Genomic DNA, 19,697 nt, shown 5'->3' with positions numbered 1-19,697 from the left:
TTCTTCTATTTACATTTCAATTAAAAAGCTTGAATAAGAGGCGAAAAGAACAAGCCGAGTGTGGTAAAATCAACATATTGACATTTTAGCGATTAATTCAATTGACATATGGAATACAGAAAGTGAGTGAAATAAATGGCGAACAAACAACTGATTATTGCCGAAAAACCTAGTGTTGCCAAAGATTTAAGCAAAGTACTAGGAGCAAATCAAAAGAATAAAAGTTACTACGAAGGCCCTAATGTGATTGTGACGTGGGCATTAGGTCATCTACTAGGACTAAAGATGCCAGAAGACATCAATAAAGAATGGCAATCATGGCAAATGGAAACTCTGCCGATGGTACCGAAAAATTTAGGAATCAAGCCTTTACCAAAAACAGGACATCAATTAAAAGCTATTAAGCAATTAGCAAACCGTAAAGACGTCACAGAAGCGGTGATCGCAACTGATGCAGGACGTGAAGGGGAATTGGTCGCTCGTTGGATTTTAGAATATGTTCATTTTAACAAGCCGGTTAAGCGTCTTTGGATTTCTTCGCAAACAGATAAGGCAATAAAGGATGGTTTCAAAAAACTGAGACCTGCTAAAGAATATGATAACTTATATTATTCAGCTTTAGCTCGCGCCAAAGCAGACTGGTTAGTTGGTTTGAATGTCACCAGAGCCTTAACGGTAAAATATCAAGATAGCCTTTCAGCTGGACGGGTACAGACACCAACACTATCTTTAGTCCGCCAACAAGAAAAAAAAATCGAAGGCTTTAGACCACAAACGTATTTTTCAGTAGAACTACAAGTCCAAAAAGAAAAAGCGAAGCTGGTTCAAAGTAATCCATACGCATTTAAAGAACGTAATGATGTAGAAGCGTTCGTAAAAAAATTAAGCGAAGGTAAAGGGAAAGTAACAGATATCCAAGAAAAAACGAAAACAGAACAAGCACCACTTCCTTATGATTTAACTGAAATTCAAAGAGAAGCCAATCAACGCTATCAATTTTCAGCGAAGAAAACTCTTTCCCTCGTTCAAAGTCTCTACGAATTTCATAAAATCGTGACGTATCCAAGGACGGATAGTAAGTATCTAACAACGGATATGAAAGCAACGATGAAAGAGCGTTTGCAAGCAGTGAGTGATTTTGCACCCGAAGTTAAAACGTATATTAAAGACGGTGGTCAAGTTAAACTGACGAAAGTCTTCCAAAACGAGAAGGTCACAGATCACCATGCCTTGATTCCAACAGAACAGCGTCCTCGTTATGAGAAGTTAAGTGGAGACGAGCAAAAAATCTATAATATGATCGTCACACGTTTCTTGGGGATGTTTGCTGAACCTCACCGCACAAAACAAACAAAAGTAACAGTAAACTTTAATAAAGAACAATTTATTTTCCGTCAAAGCAAAGTAGAAGTTGCAGGATGGAAGCAAGAAAAAGAAGAAGTAGCGCCATCTGTCGACTGGAAATTAGGCATGATCGTACCGCCAAACTTCACCATTAATAAAGAACTAACAGCACCACCAAAACCTTTGACTGAAGGTTCCTTACTAGGTTTAATGGAAAAACATAGCTTAGGTACTCCTGCTACGCGTGCTGAAATCATTGAAAAACTGATCAAATCAGAATTGATGGAACGCACGACAAATGGTTTAAGTGTTTCACCAAAGGGCAAACAATTGCTTGAATTGGTCAATCCATCCTTAGTTACGCCTGAATTAACCGAAAAATGGGAGAAAACATTAGAAGCTATCGCCAAGGGGAAACAAAGCAGTACTGTTTTCCTTAAGGAAATTGAACAAGATACGAAAAAATTAGTCAACGAGATCAAACAAAGCGAAAGCAAATACCAAGATTTTTCTATCACACAAAAGAAATGCCCAGAATGTGGCTCAAACTTGCGTGAGAAAAATACTAAAGACGGTAAAATTTATGTTTGTTCCAATCAAGATTGTAGTTACCGTCGTAGAAAAGACCCGAAAGTGTCCAATCACCGTTGTTCGCAATGCCACCGTAAAATGGAAATTATCGATGGTAAAAACGGTTCTTACTTTAAATGTAAATACTGTTTGATCACTGAAAAAATGCAGGATAAAAAAGAACGCAGTAAAAAACTCACAAAACATGAAGAACGTAAGTTGATGAAGAAATATTCACAAAAAGAAGAACCAGAAGAAAGTGCACTAGCACAAGCTTTAAAAGCGGCTATGAAACAAGACTGATTTTCAATTAAAGACACCGATCATTAGAAATTTTGATGATCGGTGTTTTTTAGTAGATAAGGAGGCATGAAACCGCTTGATTTCATGTTATAATTTAGTCAAAATATTAAATAGAGAAGAGTGAAAGAATTATGGCTGTCAACAATAACCAAGAACAAGTAGACGAAAAATTCATGAAACAAGCACTAGAACTTGCCAAAGATGCTGCTAAAAAAGGAAATGAACCCTTTGGCGCATTACTTGTAAAAGATAATAAAGTTGTCCTAACTGGTGAGAATCAAATTCATACAGAAAGTGACCCTACTTATCATGCAGAATTAGGAATCATTCGGGATTTTTGTTCTAGCAAAAAAATATCAGATCTATCTGAATATACACTTTATACAAGTTGTGAACCATGCTGTATGTGTGCAGGAGCAATGGTTTGGAGTAGTTTAGGTAGAATGGTCTATAGTTTAGGTCATGATGAATTAGCCGAGATTGCAGGATTTAATATTATGATCGGCAGCGAAGAAATTTTTGAAAAAAGTCCAAATAGACCAGAAGTTTCTAAAGGTGTATTAAAAGAAGATTCAGTTCCTGTCTATGTCGATTACTTTCAAAAATAGAAAATTAGAAGAGAAAGGGATAGAAAGATGAGAAAAAATGACTATTTAGCTTTAGTTGCGATGGAAGAGTGTGCAGAAATCCAACAAGCATTATCAAAAGCAATCAGATTTGGTTTTGACGATCACCATCCGTCCAGAGCTGATGAAACAAATGAAGAACAAATGTTGACAGAATTTTATCAATTGACTGCGATGATCGAAGAGTTACAAAAGCAAGGAGTCATTGCAGGCTTTACTCAAGAGAAGATAGAGAAGGTAAAGCAGAGCAAAATAGAGAAAGTCTACAAATATATGGACTATTCGAAGGAAAAAGGGGTATTAGAATAAACGAACTTTTTTTACTCTAATTTTATGCTAGGGCTAATTATAAAAGTTGAATGTGGTTGAGGAAAAAGACATTTTAGGGTTTAAAGCAATGATCATCACATACGCAAATGGATCATCAGCAAAAGTTATTTTCGAAAAAAATGAGCGTTTTATTCATATAGGTAAGCAAAATTTTAAGTTGAGAAAAAGCACTTCAATCGAAGTGTTTTTTTCATATTCGGTCTTTTATCTTCTCTTTTCTTATTTTTCCACAAGAACAAAGGAATATTTTGATGAAAAAAGCGTAGAAACATTTGTAATTTACAATAAAAGGAGTATACTCTAAATTGGAATCATTCTAAATTTAATAAAAAGAGTTTCCACGCAAATAGTGTATTTAGGTTTATTTTATTCTTGGTTTTGATTCATTTTGGCAGTCCCAACCAGCTGTGCAAATGAATCGTTATAATGAATGAAATCAGCTTCTTTCTTTTTGTGGAGACCGTAAAAACAAGGGGGATTATTGATGTTTGATATTGTAACATTAGCAAGATTCCAATTTGCAATGACGACAGTCTTTCATTACTTCTTCGTACCGTTTTCAATAGGATTAGCACTTGTAGTCGCAGTCATGGAAACAATGTATGTCGTGAAAAAAGATGAACGTTATCGCAAAATGGCGAAGTTTTGGGGCAACATTTTTCTATTAAGTTTTGCAGTAGGAGTCGTAACAGGAATTATTCAAGAATTCCAGTTTGGTATGAACTGGTCAGATTATTCACGCTTTGTCGGAGATATTTTTGGTGCTCCACTGGCAATTGAGGCCTTACTTGCATTCTTTTTAGAATCAACATTTTTAGGTTTATGGATCTTTACTTGGGATAAAGTAAGTCCTAAACTACATTTAACATTTATTTGGTTGGTCGTATTTGGTTCAATGATGTCAGCGTTCTGGATTTTAGCTGCCAATAGCTTTATGCAACATCCAGTTGGATATACGCTAAACAATGGTCGTGCAGAATTGATCGATTTTGGTGCAGTCATTGCCAATCCGAAAGTCTGGTATGAATTTACGCACGTGTTAGCGGGTGCTATCGTAATGGGTGGTATGATCGTAGCAGGTCTAGCTGCGTTCCAAATCCTGAAAAAACGTGATGTCAGCTTCCACAAGGTTTCTATGCGTATTGGATTATGGATTGCGTTATTTGGTTCTCTAGGCGTATTACTTGCTGGAGATTTACAAATGAAAGCATTGATTGAAGGACAACCAATGAAGTTTGCAGCCATGGAAGGTTCTTATGAAGATTCTGGGGATCCAGCCGCGTGGACTTTGATTGCTTGGGCTGATGAGGCTGAGCATAAACAGGTCTTTGGGATTCAAATACCTTATGTATTAAGTATTCTATCGTACAATAGCCTTTCTGGTTCGGTAGATGGAATGGAAACAGCAAACAAAGATTTAATTGAAAAATATGGTGATAGAAATTACTTCCCACCAGTTAACACGTTATTCTGGAGCTTTAGAATAATGGCTGGATTCGGCGTATTAATGTTATTAGTAGCTGCTTTAGGATTGTTCTTTACCCGTAAGAAAAAACCATCACTTTATGAAAAACGCTGGATGGTTTGGATCGTAGCGTTATGTACATTTGCGCCATTCATAGCGAATACAACAGGTTGGTTGATCACAGAACTTGGTCGTTATCCTTGGACTGTTTATGGTCTATTCACGATCGAAGATAGTGTGTCACCAAATGTATCTGTGGCTTCATTATTAACATCGAATATTATTTACTTTATTTTATTTGCAGGTCTTGGTTCAGTGATGGTTTACTTAGTTACTGTTGAACTTAAAAAAGGACCAGATTATGAGGAAAAGAAATTAGCAGAGGCGAACTCTACTGATGTAGATCCATTTGATAAGGAGGTCTTTGGCGAATGAGTACGTTACAATTACTTTGGTTTGTACTAATTGGTATTTTATTCTCAGGCTTCTTCTTCTTAGAAGGTTTTGACTTTGGTGTGGGTATGTCGGTTCAAACATTAGCTCATGATGAAGAAGAAAAAGAACAAATCATCCAAACGATTGGACCGGTTTGGGATGGTAATGAAGTATGGTTATTAACAGCGGGAGGCGCGATGTTTGCTTCTTTCCCATACTGGTATGCTTCATTGTTTAGTGGTTTTTACTTGATTTTGTTTATTATTCTAGTTGGGTTGATCATTCGTGGTGTGTCATTTGAATTCCGTCATCGTATGCCGGATGGTAAAAGACGCAGAATGTGGAATTGGACATTATCAATCGGTAGTTTTATCGTACCATTTTTCTTTGGTGTGTTATTCATCAGCATGGTACAAGGTATGCCGCTTGATAAAGATGGGAATATGATGGCTTCTTTTACAGATTACATTAATGTGTTTTCTGTAGTTGGTGGCGTTGCATTAACATTATTGTGCTACCTACATGGGTTGAACTATATTACGCTTAAGACAGAAGGTCCTGTGAGAGAACGTGCGCGTAACTATGCGTCATTTTTCTATTGGATTTTATATGTTGGCTTAGTTGTATTTGCAGCATTGTTGTACTTTAAAACAGATTTCTTCGATAATCATTTAGTCGTGACGTTATTATTAGTAGTAGGAATCGTTGCATTAACTGTTGTTGCTAATGTAAGTGTCTTTAAGAAAAAAGAAATGTTGGCATTTATCGCAAGTGGTTTAACATTGATTCTTTTAGTTGCTTTATTATTCAGTGGATTGTTCCCACGTGTCATGATTGGTAGTGAAGGGTACTATGACATCTTGATCAAAGACGCATCAAGTACTCCTTATACGTTAAAAACAATGACTTGGTTATCATTAACAATCTTACCATTTGTATTAGCCTATACAGGTTGGTCTTACTATGTCTTTAGAAAACGTATCAAACATCCAGCTATTGAAGCTGCGGGGTATGAAGGATGATCGATAAAGCCATCTTAAAAATGCCGAAAATCAAAAATATCATGATCTTGCTTGCAGGTTTTTCTTTCCTGCAAGCAGTATTTATTATAGGACAAGCATTTTATTTATCTAAAGCCGTTGTTGGGTTATGGGAAGGTGGTCATTTACGTGACCAGCTGTTGAATATTTTGGTGTTCTTTTTGTTTTATACTGGCAGACATGTGGTGACGTATCTTCGTGAAAAAATGTTGGATACCTTTAGTTATGAGCGTTCTCGTGAATTAAGAGAAGCGTTGCTGCAAAAAGTTTTTCGCTTAGGTCCAACGGTGGTTCAAAAAAATGGAACAGGAAATATGATTACCATGGCACTTGAAGGAATCAGCCAAGCTGAAAATTATCTTCACTTGATTTTGATGAAAATCATGAATATGATGATCATTCCGTGGATCATTTTGATTTTTGTTTTTACATTAGATATTCGTTCAGGTGTTGTGTTACTCGTTGTCTTTCCGATGATTATCATATTTATGATTATTTTAGGATATGCGGCTCAAAGTAAAGCAGATAAACAATACAAAGCGTTTCAGATTTTATCCAATCACTTTATTGATTCATTACGAGGATTAGATACGCTAAAGTTATTTGGATTAAGCAAAAAATACGCAGGTAGTATTTATAATACAAGCGAGCGTTTCAGAGAAGCGACGATGAGTACCTTGAAAATTGCAATCTTATCAACGTTTGCTTTGGACTTTTTTACAACATTATCAGTCGCTGTTGTGGCGGTATTTTTAGGCTTGAGTTTGCTGGAAGGCGGTATTTTACTATTTCCAGCTTTGACGACGTTGATTTTAGCACCAGAGTTCTTCTTGCCAGTTCGAGATTTTGCAAGTGATTATCATGCAACCTTGGATGGGAAAAATTCATTTCAGGCAATTCAAGCTGTATTAGATTTACCAGAAATGACGGAAACGGATCGCCTTACTTTAGGGGATTGGACAGCGTTGAGTGAATTATCAGCTGAACAATTGACGTTTCAATATGAAGAAGCAGCGCAACCTGCTTTAAAAGGCTTGGATTTTGCTGCAAAAGGGTATCAAAAAATCGGAATCATCGGTGCTAGCGGTTCGGGCAAATCGACTTTGATCAATGTACTAAGTGGATTTTTAGAACCAGATGCTGAAACGTCAAAAATCGAAGTCGATGGACAAGTCATTCCGCACTTTCTGCAAACAGAATGGCAGAAGCAAGTTCTTTATATTCCACAGTCTCCGTATATTTTTCAAGATACCTTAGCAAACAATGTTCGTTTCTATACACCTGAGGCAACAGATGAGCAAGTATTAGCTGCTATTCAGTTGGTAGGATTAGAAACGCTTGTAACAGGTCTAACAGACGGTATAAACACGGTGATCGGTGAAAGCGGGAGAATGTTAAGTGGTGGTCAAGCACAGCGTGTGGCGCTTGCTAGAGCTTTTTTAGATAAAGAACGTCGAATTTTATTATTTGATGAACCGACTGCTCACTTAGATATCGAAACAGAAGTTGAATTAAAGATGAGAATGTTGCCGCTAATGGAAGATCATCTTGTCTTTTTTGCCACTCATCGATTACACTGGATGGCGGAAATGGACTATATTCTTGTAATGGATAAAGGTCAGCTGGTGGAGGCAGGAACTTTAGCTGAATTGACCGAGAAAAAGGGTTACTATGTGACCTTAGTCAATCAAATGAGGGGGACAGAATAATGGAAAATACCCCAACAAATAAAGAATTATACGAAAAAGATCAATGGGTCAGACCGTTCTTGAAAAAGTATAAGGGCTTATTGTATCTAGCATTGATATTAGGTTTTTTGACCTTTTTCAGTGCGGGAGCCTTGATGTTTAACTCAGGTTATTTAATTAGCCGAGCAGCATCACTTCCAGAAAATATTTTGATGATTTATATTCCAATCGTTTTAACTCGAGCTTTTGGGATCAGTCGTCCGGTATTTCGATATATTGAGCGTTTAGTCAGCCATAATTGGGTCTTGAAAATGACTTCTGACTTGCGTTTGAAGCTGTATATGGTTTTAGAAAAAGATGCGATTTTCTTTAAATCAAAATACCAAACAGGGGACATTTTAGGGTTATTGTCAGAAGATATCAATCACTTGCAAAATTTGTATTTACGTACGATTTTTCCAACAGTGATTGCTTGGTTGTTATATATTTTTATTATTATTGGTTTAGGGTTATTTTCTTGGTGGTTTGGTTTATGTATGCTATTGATGTTAGGGGTCGTGATTTTTCTATTGCCTTTGATCTCAGTTTTAGTGAACGGGGCCAGACAAGAGAAACAAAAAGTCTCTAAGAATGAATTATATAAAACACTGACAGATAATATTTTAGGCGTTTCTGATTGGGTGTTTAGCCAACGGGGACATGAGTTTGTTCATTCATATGAAAATGAAGAAGCAAAGTTACGCCAACTGGATGAACAGATCAAACGCTTTAATCGTGCTCGTGATTTTGTGTTACAAGTAGCTTTTGGTGTGATCACTGTTGCAATTTTAGCTTGGACAAGCATTCGCTTTCCTGGTAATCATGGTGGTGCAGCTAACTGGATTGCAGCGTTTACGTTGACGGTATTCCCGTTGATCGATGCATTTGCACCGCTACCTGATGCAGCACAAGAAACAAATATCTATAAAGATTCCATCAAACGTTTGAATGATTTACCAGAACCAGAAGAAACAAAAGCAGTGACAAAAGAATTCACAATAAAAGATACTGAAATTAAGGTCAGTGATGTATCATTTTCTTATGAAGGAACGTCTAAACTCGTTTTAGATGACTTGAATTTAACCATTCATTCTAAAGAAAAACTCGCGATTTTAGGACGTAGTGGTTCAGGGAAAAGTACATTAGCTACCTTGATTCGTGGCGATTTACTACCGGATAAAGGAAGTATTACGCTAGATGGAATACCAACGTCTGAATTTGGCGATCAAATCACGAAATCAATTGGTGTGATTCATCAAGCACCATATCTTTTCCGAACAACAATTCTAAACAATGTCCGAATTGGACGCGAAGAAGCGTCAGAAGAAGAGGTTTGGCAAGTGCTGGATCAGGTTGGGTTGAAAGAAATGATCAAAGGATTACCAGAAGGATTACTGACAATGGTGGATGAAGCTGGTTTACGTTTTTCAGGTGGTGAACGTCATCGCTTGGCATTGGCTCGTATTTTACTTCAAGACACACCAGTTGTCTTGCTGGACGAACCGACGACAGGTCTTGACCCGATTACAGAACAGCAATTGTTAAACACATTCTTTGATACATTAGAAGATAAAACGATTATTTGGATCACCCATCACTTGCAAGGTGTTCACATGATGGATCGAGTGATTTTTATTGAAGATGGTCAGTTGGAAATGAGCGGTTCACCGCAAGAGTTGTTAGAAAATAATTCGCATTATCAACAATTATATGCAATTGATCGAGGAATGAATAAGAGTTGAGTATTGACGAAAGTATTTGTTGAGGAATAAAATAAAAAGATGAGGCAAAACTCTATGAGCTTTGCCTCCAGCTTTTGAAAAATGGATAAATGCTTAAAATGATCGTTGCAGTAAAAGTTGAGTCAATTGAGTCAAGTGTTCTTTGCCTAAACAATCAGGTAGTTTTTCAATATCTGTCAAGGCTTTTTCAGTTACTCGTTTAGCAAAGGCTTTAGCATCATTGACACCGCCTAGCTCGTGAACAAGTTGAGACGTTTCGATTGCTTGTTCTGTTGTGATATCAGAACCTTTATCCAGATAAAATGAGAACCGTTCTGGTGCTTTTCGCATCGCAAAGATCAAAGGTAGAGTGTAAACGCCTTGGGCCAAATCTTCTAAAACAGGTTTTTTCAACGTTTTTACATCAGCTGTGTAATCTAGGATGTCATCATAGACTTGAAAAGCAATCCCGATATGCCGACCAATCCGTCTTGCTAAACGTTGCACCTCAGAAGCAGCAAAACCAAAATGAGCGCCTTCAAGACAACTTAAAGAAAACAATTCAGCGGTTTTTCCATTGACGCTGCGTAGATAGTCTGAGACCGTCATGTTTTTTTTGTAGCGGGTATGCATTTGGTCTAATTCGCCAAGTAATAATCGTTTCATTGCTTGAGCATTCGTATGTAAGAAATCAGAACCGTTCATTGTATCAGCAAGTAATTCAAAGAACTCAGTGAATAATAGATCACCTGTATAAACAGCGATATCTTTACCGTAGCGAGATTGGATCGTTACATTTCCTCTACGAAGAGGCGAATCGTCAATGATGTCATCATGTACTAAAGTTGCCATATGCAGGATTTCGATCGAAGCGGCAATCTTGATTAGTTGTTTATGATCTTGCTTTTGTTCGTCACCGATTTGTGCAAACAAAAAAAAGAATGCTGGGCGTAGTAATTTACCCCCTGAATACGTGAGCTCGATCAAAGCTGCTTCAATTTCTTTGTTTCGTATTTTAACTTGGTGTTTGATCAATTCACAAGTTTCATTCAATTGTTGTTGGATAATAGGAAATTCTTTCCAAAAATCATTCATAACACAATAGTCCTTTCAATCGTTCAATACTATTGATTGTATACGATGTTGGTAAAGAAATACAAGCAAATTATTCCATGAGCATAAAACTAAATTTTGTCAGGAGAGAAGAGTATAATTTGAATAGAGAAGTATTTTTTGAATTAGTCGAACTAAAAGCAAAGACAGCCAGTGTTCTACCCTTTCTTTTAGGGATTTGTTTTAGTTGGTATCATTATGGAAGTTTGCATTTATTTTATGTTCTTATTTATTTTATTGCGATGTTTATTTTTAATATGGCTGTTGATATTTTAGACAATTATAATGATTACCATCATGCTAAAGAAGGGCATGATTATAAAGAAAAGACCAATATTATTGGACGAGAAAATTTATCTCTTAAAACAATTCGCCGTTGGATCATTTGGATGGTGATAATTTCTGCGTTGATGGGGATTGGTCTTTCTACGATTGTTGGCTGGCCATTGTTGTGGCTGGGCCTATATTGTTACTTAATCGGAATTTTTTACTCATCAGGCCCAAAACCCTTATCAAGTTTACCTTTAGGTGAAGTTTTTTCTGGATTTACGATGGGATTTATGATCATGTTGATTTGTGTATATATCAACACGTTCGACTCTTTTCAGTGGACAATGAGTAATCTCGGTAGTATCTTTTTAGTGTCGCTGCCTAACACTTGTTTGATTGCTAATTTAATGTTGGCTAATAATATTTGTGATTTAGAAGAAGATGAGATGAATCATCGTTTTACCTTGGTTCATTATTTAGGAAAAAAAGTTTCAATTGGTCTGTTTGTAGGATTGATCGTGCTTGCATTTGCAGCAATTATTTTGAGTGTTGTTTTAGGCCTAGCACCGATTACTATGCTATTGACTCTTTTGGTACTGCCTTTTATTTGGAAGCAAACGAAGTTATTTTTAAACGAACAGGTCAAAACAAAAACATTTATTTGCGCCATAAGAATTTTAGCAGTCGGCGCACTTGCACAAGTTGTATTTTTCGCCATAGGATTGTGGCTTAAATAATAAAATAAAAAGGTTAAGAGGGGATTTAAATGAGTAAGCACGTCGTTATTTTGGGCGCTGGCTATGCCGGTTTAAGAGCGCTCCATGAATTACAAAAAGGCAATAATGAGTTAAAAATCACATTAGTCGATCAAAATGATTATCACTTTGAAGCAACAGATATCCACGAAGTTGCTGCAGGTATCCAAACATCGGAGAGAATCACGTATCCGATCAAAGATGTTGTAAAATCAGCATGTACGACTTTTGTACAAGGCAGAGTAGAGAAAATCGATAGTGAAAACCAACGCGTTCATTTAAAAGACCAAGAAGCGATCTCTTATGATTATTTGATCGTAGCATTAGGCTATGAATCAGAATCATTTGGTATTCCTGGTGTTGAAGAGTTTTCATTAAAAATGGTCGATATTCCGACATCAGAAAAAGTGTATCAACATCTAACGGAACAAATGGAAGCTTATAAAGAAACGAAAGATGAAAATTGTCTGAAAGTCGTTGTCTGCGGGGCTGGTTTTACAGGGATCGAATTATTAGGTTCACTACATGAAGGTAAGAAAAAATTAGCAGCGATTGCTGGAGTTGAACCTGAAAAAATCCAATTATATTGCGTTGAAGCAGTGACTCGTTTATTGCCAATGTTTAGCGAAAAACTTGGTGGTTACGGCATCGATCATTTGAAAAAATGGGGCGTCAATTTCTTAGTGGGCAAACCTATCAAAGAAATCAAGCAAGATACTGTTGTTTATTTAGATAATCAAGAAACCAACGAATTAAATGAACTGAAAGCTAATACAATCATTTGGACAACAGGAGTTAGTGGTAGTCATGTGGTTGGAGATTCTGGTTTTGCAGCTAAACGTGGTCGTGTCATGGTTCAACCGGATTTAACTGATGCAGATCATAGCAATGTTTATATCATTGGAGACTGTTCTGCAGTCATGGATAAAGAATCAAATCGTCCTTACCCAACAACTGCACAAATTTCACTTAAAATGGGTGAACATGCAGGTAAAAATATCAAAGCGCAATTAAAAGGTGAACCTACCAAAGAATTTACCTTTAAATCATTAGGTTCTGTTGCTTCAATCGGGAACAGCCATGCCTTTGGTGAAGTTGGTAAAATGGAAGTCAAAGGCTATCCAGCTTCTGTGATCAAAAAAGTGATCATGGATCGTTCATTATTTGAAACAGGTGGTATCAAAGAAATGTTAGCAAAAGGTCGTTTTGATTTTTACCGTTAACAGTTATAGTAGTAATAAGCGCGATGAAAGATTCCTAGTAGAGTGTTGTTTTGAAATGACAGAAAGTCAACGGATGATGGAAGTTGACCAAAGCAATGACTTGAATTACAAATCTGGAGCGAAATGATAGAGTCGGGTAAGATCCGTTAGCGTCTTTTGAGAGGAAATTATTTTTTAATTTCAATTATGGGTGGTACCGCGTATAGCTTTTGACCCGTCGCTATTCGTCCCTGACAGTCTTTTTTGATTGTCAGGGATTTTTTTGTTTTCAACAATTAATTTATAAGAAAAATGGGGAAAGTAAATGAAGAAAGAATTAAGTGTAAAAGAAGCATTAATTGTATTTTTGTCATTATTATTGATTATTAGTATTTGTGTGATTGGTGTCGGTATGAGTCCGATTTTTCCAGTCTTATGTGCATTAGGTTTACTGATTGGTTGGAGTAAGTGGCGTGGTGCTTCTTGGGATAAGATTCATGAAGGAATTATTGAAGGGGTGAAAACTGGGATCGTACCGATGGTGATCTTTATTTTGATTGGTGCTTTGATTGCAGTTTGGATTGCAAGTGGTGTCATTCCGACGATGATGTATGCAGGGTTTTCAGTGATCAGTATAAAAATCTTTTTACCGTCGGCTTTTGTTAGTTGTGCGGTTGTTGGAATTTCGATCGGAAGTGCTTTTACAACTGTTTCGACGATTGGTTTGGCTTTGATGGGAATGGGCATTTCTATGGGCTTCAACTCTGCTATACTGGCTGGAGCAATCATTTCAGGTGCTGTTTTTGGTGATAAGATGTCTCCTCTTTCTGATACGACAAATTTAGCTTCGGCTGTTGCTGGGGCAGATTTATTTAAACATATTAGAAATATGATGTGGACGACTGTTCCAGCTTTTGTTATTTCGTTTATTCTATATGCAGTACTTGGATTTCAAACGAAAATTGGACAGACTGATTTGGAAACGAAACAGTTTTTAGAAGTGTTGCAAGATAATTTTGCTATTAGTTGGTGGGCGTTGCTGCCTATTCTATTACTTGTTTTTTGTTCGATCAAACGGGTACCAGCGATTGCATCACTGTTGGTCACAATTTTAGTTTCAAGTGTTATGTACATGATCCAAATGGGAAATGTTGATTTGAAACAATTAAGTACAATTTTAGAAAATGGTTTTGTTTCAGAGACGGGGATGGAACAAATCGATGATTTGCTGACTAGAGGCGGTATCCAAAGTATGATGTGGTCGGTATCACTGATTCTTTTGACATTGTCATTAGGTGGCTTGTTAATGAAGATGGATGTAATCACAGTGCTAATGACGCCGCTTGCTCATAGATTAAGATCAACAGGTAGTTTGGTTGCGGCAACCGTATTTAGTGGAGCATTGGCCAATTTGATGATTGGTGAGCAATATTTATCAATTATCCTTCCTGGTCGTGCGTTTAAAGACAGTTATGATAAAGAAGGACTTGCACCGGAAGTTCTTTCTAGAGCATTGGAAGATTCTGGTACTGTCTTAAACTCACTGATTCCATGGGGGGTAAGTGGCGTGTTTATGGCAAGTACGTTACAAGTTTCTACATTAGACTACGCGCCGTTTAGTTTCTTTATCCTACTATGCCCACTATTATCAATCCTTTCAGGAATAACAGGCATCGGTATTCACAGACAATCACCTAGTGAATCTGTTAATTAAAATTGGGAAATCTACTTAAAATCATTAAATTTTTAAGAGAAACAATGGGGGTACTTTTGTTCGGCTCGTTTTTTAGGTATAATGGATACTGATTGAAAAGAGGGATGTTACATGGCACAAAAACGGAAAAGTGTAAAAAAGAAAAAAACAAAGAAACAACAACAGCAGCAAGAACATCTTAATTTCATTTTTCTCGGTATCTTTTTTATCTTCTTTGGATTATTTGGACTCTTAAAATTAGGATTTCTTGGTACCTTAATTGCCAATGGATTACGTGTGGTTATAGGAAATACATTTTCAATAGCAGCTATTTTACTCATGCTTTACGGTCTTTCTTTAGTTATTTTTGGAAAAGAGTTTCCTATTAAAAAGAGCCGTCCGATGATTGGTGGACTATTTGTTTACTTAGGCGTATTGCTATTTTTACATGCGTATATGTTTCGCAATGTTGGGACACAGACGCCAGATATTATGGGAACAACCTGGGAATTTCTTAGAATGGATTTAAAAGCGAGTACTGTAGCACAAAATGTCGGTGGTGGCATGATCGGTGCTGCATTGTACAGTTTGACGTTCTTTTTAGTTGCTCAATTTGGTAGTTATTTGATAGCCAGTTTACTGATCGTAGTAGGTTTATTCTTGATGAGTATGCTTGACTTTCAGCAAGTGATGAATGGATTGCAGATCATTCGTGAAAGACTTGGGCATTTAAGTGCTAGAAGTGGTGAACGCCAAGTAGAAAAAGAAGCGAAACGTGCAGAAAAACGTGCAGCGAAACAAGCCAAAATGGAACAAATGGCACAAGAACGTCTGAAAAACGATGTACGTGAATTGACACCTGGTGAAAAATTAGCTCAAGAAGCATGGGAGCAAGAAGAAAAAGAACTGCAGGAACCGGAACAGCTTACACTAGTTCCAATCGACAGTTTCCAAAGTCAAACACAAGCGCAACCTGTACCACAAAAAGCAGTTGCCGAGCCTGAAATGGATGAAGGCGGCGAACTAGACTTTGAAATTTCAGAAGAAGCAGAAGATCGTGATTACGAGCTGCCGCCTTCAACATTATTAGATTCGATCCCTTCTGCTGATCAAAGTGGAGAGTATCAAAAAATCGAAAAAAATATCGGGGTGCTAGAACAAACATTCAAAAGCTTTGGTGTAGATGCTAAAGTGGTGAAAGCAAGCTTGGGTCCTGCTGTAACTAAATTTGAAATTCAGCCGGCAGTGGGTGTGAAAGTGAGTAAGGTCGTTAGTTTGACAGATGATATTGCCTTAGCACTTGCTGCCAAAGATGTGCGGATGGAAGCACCGATTCCAGGGAAGTCATTAATTGGGATCGAAGTGCCGAATAGTACTGTGAGTACTGTTTCATTTAGAGATATCATTGAAGCTCAACCTAGCCATCCTGATAAATTATTGGAAGTGCCGCTTGGACGAGATATTTCGGGGATGGTTCAGTCAGCTGATTTAGCGAAAATGCCTCACTTACTGATTGCAGGATCAACTGGTAGTGGTAAATCTGTGGCAATCAATGGCATTATTTCTAGTATTTTAATGAGAGCAAAACCTCATGAAGTAAAACTAATGATGATCGATCCAAAAATGGTAGAGTTGAATGTCTATAATGGTATACCACATTTATTAACACCTGTGGTTACTAATCCTCGAAAAGCTGCTCAAGCTTTGCAAAAAGTTGTACAGGAAATGGAATTTCGGTATGAAAAATTTGCTGCAACTGGGGTTCGTAATATTTCTGGTTATAACGAATTAGTCATTCAAAAAAATCTGGAAGATGGCGAAAACCGTCCAATCTTACCATTTATTGTAGTGATTGTCGATGAATTGGCAGATTTGATGATGGTTGCAAGTAACGAAGTAGAAGATGCGATCATTCGCTTAGCACAAATGGCTCGAGCAGCTGGTATCCACATGATTTTAGCAACACAGCGCCCAAGTGTGGATGTCATTACTGGGATCATCAAAGCAAACGTACCTTCAAGAATGGCTTTTGCGGTCTCAAGCGGAACAGATTCACGAACTATTATTGATAGTAATGGAGCGGAAAAACTTTTAGGGCGCGGAGATATGTTGTTCTTACCGATGGGGGAAAATAAACCAATTCGAGTTCAAGGCGCCTTTATTTCCGATCATGAAGTTGAACGAATCGTTTCCTTTGTAACGGAGCAACAAGAAGCAGACTATCAAGAAAATATGATGCCAACAGAAGAAGAGACTATTGGAAGTGGTAGTGAAGCATCACAGGATGAATTGTATGAAGAAGCGAAAGCATTAGTTGTAGAGATGCAAACAGCTAGCATTTCCTTACTGCAAAGACGTTTTAGAATCGGTTATAACCGAGCGGCCCGTTTGGTTGATGAATTAGAAGATCATGGTGTGATAGGGCCATCCGAAGGTAGTAAGCCAAGAAAAGTATTCCTTGAGCCGGAATCAGAAGGTATGCCGATGGATCATGGTCCTGAATAAAGAGAACTATCGAGGAAAAATCTTGGAGCACAAGCATATTTCGGCTACCTTCAAATCGTAGTGTTTTAACACTTGGAAGATAAAGGAAGCAGACACCTTGTATTGTGTATTATCGATTGGGAATAAAAGAAAAGAGCGTAGACTCCTTTATTTATAAGGGGTCTACGCTTTTTTTTGATATTACGCAATCATTTTACAACCAATCGACCTACAAGTAATTTTATATTTAACCTTAAAATAATTTCATAAATTTTCCTCTACATTATTTTTCCTGGTAAATGATTGCTTTTCCAATAATGAAGATGATTTCTTATAAATTCCTTTCTAACTAATTATCACAATTAAAACATTGACTCTTTTTAATTTAGTTGGGATAATTAGTTGTAGTAATGTTTTTTTTACATATCTGTTCTTGTACTAATGTCTTGATAATTAAAGGAGAGTGAGCCTTTGAAAAAGAAAAAATGGTTTATTGTTTTACTTGTACTTATATTAATTGGAGGTGTTGGCTTGTTTACTTTTAATCAAAATGCGAAGGAAAGAAAAGAACAACAAGTGATAAAGATGGAAACAATAACTGCAAAACAAATAAAAAATACCTTTGCGGATGTAACTGAAATTAGGTTTGCAGAAGAATATGGTGAAAATAAAATGACTGGCTATACGTATACTATGGTTACAGTGTCAACTAGTTATGGAGTAAGTGCAGAAATTGGAGTAAGTATGTCTCCTAAAGATAACATTGATGAGTCCTATTTAGGAAGTGGAGAATTGCCTGTTTTGAAAAAGGGGCTAACAGAGACTAAGGTTATAGTTATTTTCTCTAATAAAGAGGAAAGGAGTTTTTAATCAATGGCGACAGAAAAGGTATTAAAAGACTTAAATCAAGAAGTTTATAAAGTTGATTCTGATTATAAAGACAATGGAAATAAAATTAAATACACTGATAAAACAGATAGTCAAAGGAGCATGAGACTTTGAAAAAGAAAAAATGGTTTATTGTTTTACTTGTACTTATATTAATTGGAGGTGTTAGTTTGTTTACTTTTAATCAAAATGCGAAGGAAAGAAAAGAACAGCAAGTTATAAAGATGGAGACAACTATTGTTAAACTAATAAAAGATAGATTTGCAGATGTGAAGGTTGTAGATTTTATTTCCGAAATGTCGGGAGGATACAATGATAAAACTGGCTATTGGACTTTTACTGTGAATATTACGACCGATAAAGGCACTTCTAGTCCTGGAACAATCCATTTCTCGAGCAATCAACAGAAGGAGTTAGGTGCTTTTGGGCCTATTGATTCTGATTTTGATAAAATTGTCCTGAATGGAAAAACACAGGATAAAGTTAGGGTAATTTATTCAAATGGTTCTGAAAGCGAGGTGTAAACGTGGCTACAGAAGAACAGTTAAAAGACTTGAATGAAATTGTATATTCAGTCGACCCAAATTTTAAAGATAACGGGAAACCAGTTAAGCAATTAGAAAAAAATACAATTTTCGAAACTACTGATAAGCAAAGGTTTAAAGTACTTTCAGTAAAAGATGGTGACTACGGATTTCAAGGGATGGCTGTAGCACCGATAGTAAACGGTACACCAGATATATCTCAAGTAACAGTTGTAGCAGCTGGAACGTATCCTGACGACGGAAGAGATTTTAAAGCTGCTTTAAAAGGTATGTCTCCCAACGGTTCTCCTCAAGATGATGTGGCATTAAAGTATGTTGGTGATCTTATTTCTGATCACCCAGACTGGACGATTAATCAGTTGTCAGGCTATTCTCAATCAGCTTATATGCTAAAGGTGGGAGCTCATTTTCAAATCCCAGCTACAGTGTTTAGTGGCTGGTTTCAATATCGCTCCTTAACACCAGCGGAAGAAAAATTTATGAAAGAAAATCCTCACTTATTTTTGAATTATCGCCAAAAAAATGATGATGTCACACTATGGAATGACTTTAATACTCGTTTTGGAAATAGTGATGATTTTGGAACAATTGTATGGGTAGATGGTAATAGTCATAAATTAAATAGTTGGACATTTGATAAAAAAACAGGACAACTAAAAATTTCAGATAGTTTGGGCAATTCTGAAGGAGCTATGATACAAGCCAGTCATTTTCTAATGCGCGGATTTTTAACTCAATTGACTATGTTAGATCAACTAAAAGCCAAACTAACTGCCAGTGGTGGTGGACTATCAAAGAATGAAAAAATTTATTTAGATGACCAACAGGCGTTACTAGCAGTTAATACAGGGCGAGCAGCTTATCAAAATGCGATGGCTAATGCTATAAAAGTATATCAAAATGCCATTACAGATGCAGAAGATATCTGGCAAGAAACATTACGGGAAGCCCGTTCTCAAATAGAAGTACTGTCTGATAATGAAATGAAGGATAGTTTATCAGCGATAGGAGCTACTGAACAACGAATAGTCGGTGAACCAACCGAATTTTTTCAGCAAAAAATCAATAAGGCAAAAACGATGGATGAAAAATTCGAATCGTTAGCGAAAGAAATCAAAAGTAAAATCGACAAAATAGTTCAAACAGATCAACAACTCGCGCAACAATTAAAGCCTTAAAAGGAGCT

16 protein-coding genes and 1 other annotated feature are annotated in these 19,697 nt (G+C 36.7%); of the genes, 15 read left to right on the top strand and 1 reads right to left on the bottom strand.

The window, feature by feature from the left end; all coding sequences use genetic code 11:
* Window positions 1-135: 135 nt before the first annotated feature.
* From AC4BB7_RS12845 to cydC, 7 genes are all read left to right on the top strand, one after another.
* A complete protein-coding gene (locus AC4BB7_RS12845; protein ID WP_490483300.1) occupies window positions 136-2,217 on the top strand; it encodes a DNA topoisomerase III in 2,082 nt (693 codons plus the stop codon).
* Window positions 2,218-2,348: 131 nt separating this feature from the next.
* Window positions 2,349-2,825 (top strand): nucleoside deaminase, encoded by a 477-nt coding sequence (locus AC4BB7_RS12840; RefSeq protein ID WP_490483299.1) that lies wholly within the window; start codon window positions 2,349-2,351, stop codon window positions 2,823-2,825.
* Window positions 2,826-2,852: 27 nt separating this feature from the next.
* A complete protein-coding gene (locus tag AC4BB7_RS12835; protein ID WP_086313875.1) occupies window positions 2,853-3,152 on the top strand; it encodes a nucleoside triphosphate pyrophosphohydrolase family protein in 300 nt (99 codons plus the stop codon).
* A gap of 505 nt (window positions 3,153-3,657) precedes the next feature.
* Window positions 3,658-5,073 carry a cytochrome ubiquinol oxidase subunit I gene (locus AC4BB7_RS12830; protein ID WP_490483298.1) on the top strand — a complete coding sequence of 472 codons (1,416 nt, stop codon included), beginning with the start codon at window positions 3,658-3,660 and terminating at the stop codon, window positions 5,071-5,073.
* Window positions 5,070-6,095, top strand: a complete 1,026-nt coding sequence (gene cydB, locus AC4BB7_RS12825; RefSeq protein WP_490483297.1) for a cytochrome d ubiquinol oxidase subunit II — start codon at window positions 5,070-5,072, stop codon at window positions 6,093-6,095. The genes AC4BB7_RS12830 and cydB overlap by 4 nt, the downstream gene beginning before the upstream one ends.
* Window positions 6,092-7,822, top strand: a complete 1,731-nt coding sequence (cydD, locus tag AC4BB7_RS12820; protein ID WP_086313872.1) for a thiol reductant ABC exporter subunit CydD — start codon at window positions 6,092-6,094, stop codon at window positions 7,820-7,822. Before cydB ends, cydD begins: the two co-directional genes overlap by 4 nt.
* Complete coding sequence (gene cydC / locus AC4BB7_RS12815; RefSeq protein WP_170922967.1) at window positions 7,822-9,582, top strand: thiol reductant ABC exporter subunit CydC; 1,761 nt, start codon at window positions 7,822-7,824, stop codon at window positions 9,580-9,582. Before cydD ends, cydC begins: the two co-directional genes overlap by 1 nt.
* 93 nt (window positions 9,583-9,675) lie before the next feature.
* On the opposite strand, the gene AC4BB7_RS12810 is transcribed toward cydC, so the two are convergent.
* Window positions 9,676-10,656: a polyprenyl synthetase family protein gene (locus AC4BB7_RS12810; RefSeq protein WP_490483296.1), complete on the bottom strand. Its 981-nt coding sequence runs from the start codon at window positions 10,654-10,656 to the stop codon at window positions 9,676-9,678.
* Between the two features lie 119 nt (window positions 10,657-10,775).
* Here AC4BB7_RS12810 and AC4BB7_RS12805 point away from each other — a divergent pair, with 119 nt between their 5' ends.
* The 8 genes from AC4BB7_RS12805 (at window position 10,776) to AC4BB7_RS12770 (ending at window position 19,689) form a co-directional block, all read left to right on the top strand.
* Entirely contained in the window at window positions 10,776-11,681 is a 906-nt protein-coding gene (locus tag AC4BB7_RS12805) for a prenyltransferase (protein ID WP_490483295.1), read from the top strand.
* A gap of 29 nt (window positions 11,682-11,710) precedes the next feature.
* Entirely contained in the window at window positions 11,711-12,922 is a 1,212-nt protein-coding gene (locus AC4BB7_RS12800; RefSeq protein ID WP_086313868.1) for an NAD(P)/FAD-dependent oxidoreductase, read from the top strand.
* Window positions 12,923-12,936: 14 nt separating this feature from the next.
* Window positions 12,937-13,157: a binding site (T-box leader), on the top strand.
* 69 nt (window positions 13,158-13,226) lie between these two features.
* Complete coding sequence (nhaC, locus tag AC4BB7_RS12795) at window positions 13,227-14,615, top strand: Na+/H+ antiporter NhaC (protein WP_490483294.1); 1,389 nt, start codon at window positions 13,227-13,229, stop codon at window positions 14,613-14,615.
* A 111-nt stretch (window positions 14,616-14,726) separates the two neighbouring features.
* Window positions 14,727-17,099, top strand: coding sequence for a DNA translocase FtsK (locus AC4BB7_RS12790; protein ID WP_490483293.1), 2,373 nt, complete (start codon window positions 14,727-14,729; stop codon window positions 17,097-17,099).
* Window positions 17,100-17,549: 450 nt separating this feature from the next.
* Window positions 17,550-17,948, top strand: coding sequence for a hypothetical protein (locus AC4BB7_RS12785; protein ID WP_490483292.1), 399 nt, complete (start codon window positions 17,550-17,552; stop codon window positions 17,946-17,948).
* Between the two features lie 3 nt (window positions 17,949-17,951).
* Window positions 17,952-18,080: a hypothetical protein gene (locus tag AC4BB7_RS12780; protein WP_283936094.1), complete on the top strand. Its 129-nt coding sequence runs from the start codon at window positions 17,952-17,954 to the stop codon at window positions 18,078-18,080.
* Window positions 18,077-18,490 (top strand): hypothetical protein, encoded by a 414-nt coding sequence (locus AC4BB7_RS12775; RefSeq protein WP_086313864.1) that lies wholly within the window; start codon window positions 18,077-18,079, stop codon window positions 18,488-18,490. The genes AC4BB7_RS12780 and AC4BB7_RS12775 overlap by 4 nt, the downstream gene beginning before the upstream one ends.
* Before the next feature lie 2 nt (window positions 18,491-18,492).
* Complete coding sequence (locus AC4BB7_RS12770; protein ID WP_490483291.1) at window positions 18,493-19,689, top strand: hypothetical protein; 1,197 nt, start codon at window positions 18,493-18,495, stop codon at window positions 19,687-19,689.
* Window positions 19,690-19,697: the final 8 nt, after the last annotated feature.

Source organism: Enterococcus sp. AAFC-DPL-5182 (assembly GCF_058216605.1).
This window is presented reverse-complemented; position numbering and strand designations above follow the sequence as displayed.

Coding starts and splice junctions, on each gene's coding strand:
- AC4BB7_RS12790 (WP_490483293.1), top strand. CDS start 14,727: ATGGCACAAAAACGGAAAAGTGTAAAAAAGAAAAAAACAAAGAAACAA.
- AC4BB7_RS12840 (WP_490483299.1), top strand. CDS start 2,349: ATGGCTGTCAACAATAACCAAGAACAAGTAGACGAAAAATTCATGAAA.
- AC4BB7_RS12780 (WP_283936094.1), top strand. CDS start 17,952: ATGGCGACAGAAAAGGTATTAAAAGACTTAAATCAAGAAGTTTATAAA.
- cydB (WP_490483297.1), top strand. CDS start 5,070: ATGAGTACGTTACAATTACTTTGGTTTGTACTAATTGGTATTTTATTC.
- AC4BB7_RS12835 (WP_086313875.1), top strand. CDS start 2,853: ATGAGAAAAAATGACTATTTAGCTTTAGTTGCGATGGAAGAGTGTGCA.
- AC4BB7_RS12845 (WP_490483300.1), top strand. CDS start 136: ATGGCGAACAAACAACTGATTATTGCCGAAAAACCTAGTGTTGCCAAA.
- cydC (WP_170922967.1), top strand. CDS start 7,822: ATGGAAAATACCCCAACAAATAAAGAATTATACGAAAAAGATCAATGG.
- nhaC (WP_490483294.1), top strand. CDS start 13,227: ATGAAGAAAGAATTAAGTGTAAAAGAAGCATTAATTGTATTTTTGTCA.
- cydD (WP_086313872.1), top strand. CDS start 6,092: ATGATCGATAAAGCCATCTTAAAAATGCCGAAAATCAAAAATATCATG.
- AC4BB7_RS12810 (WP_490483296.1), bottom strand. CDS start 10,656: ATGAATGATTTTTGGAAAGAATTTCCTATTATCCAACAACAATTGAAT.
- AC4BB7_RS12800 (WP_086313868.1), top strand. CDS start 11,711: ATGAGTAAGCACGTCGTTATTTTGGGCGCTGGCTATGCCGGTTTAAGA.
- AC4BB7_RS12830 (WP_490483298.1), top strand. CDS start 3,658: ATGTTTGATATTGTAACATTAGCAAGATTCCAATTTGCAATGACGACA.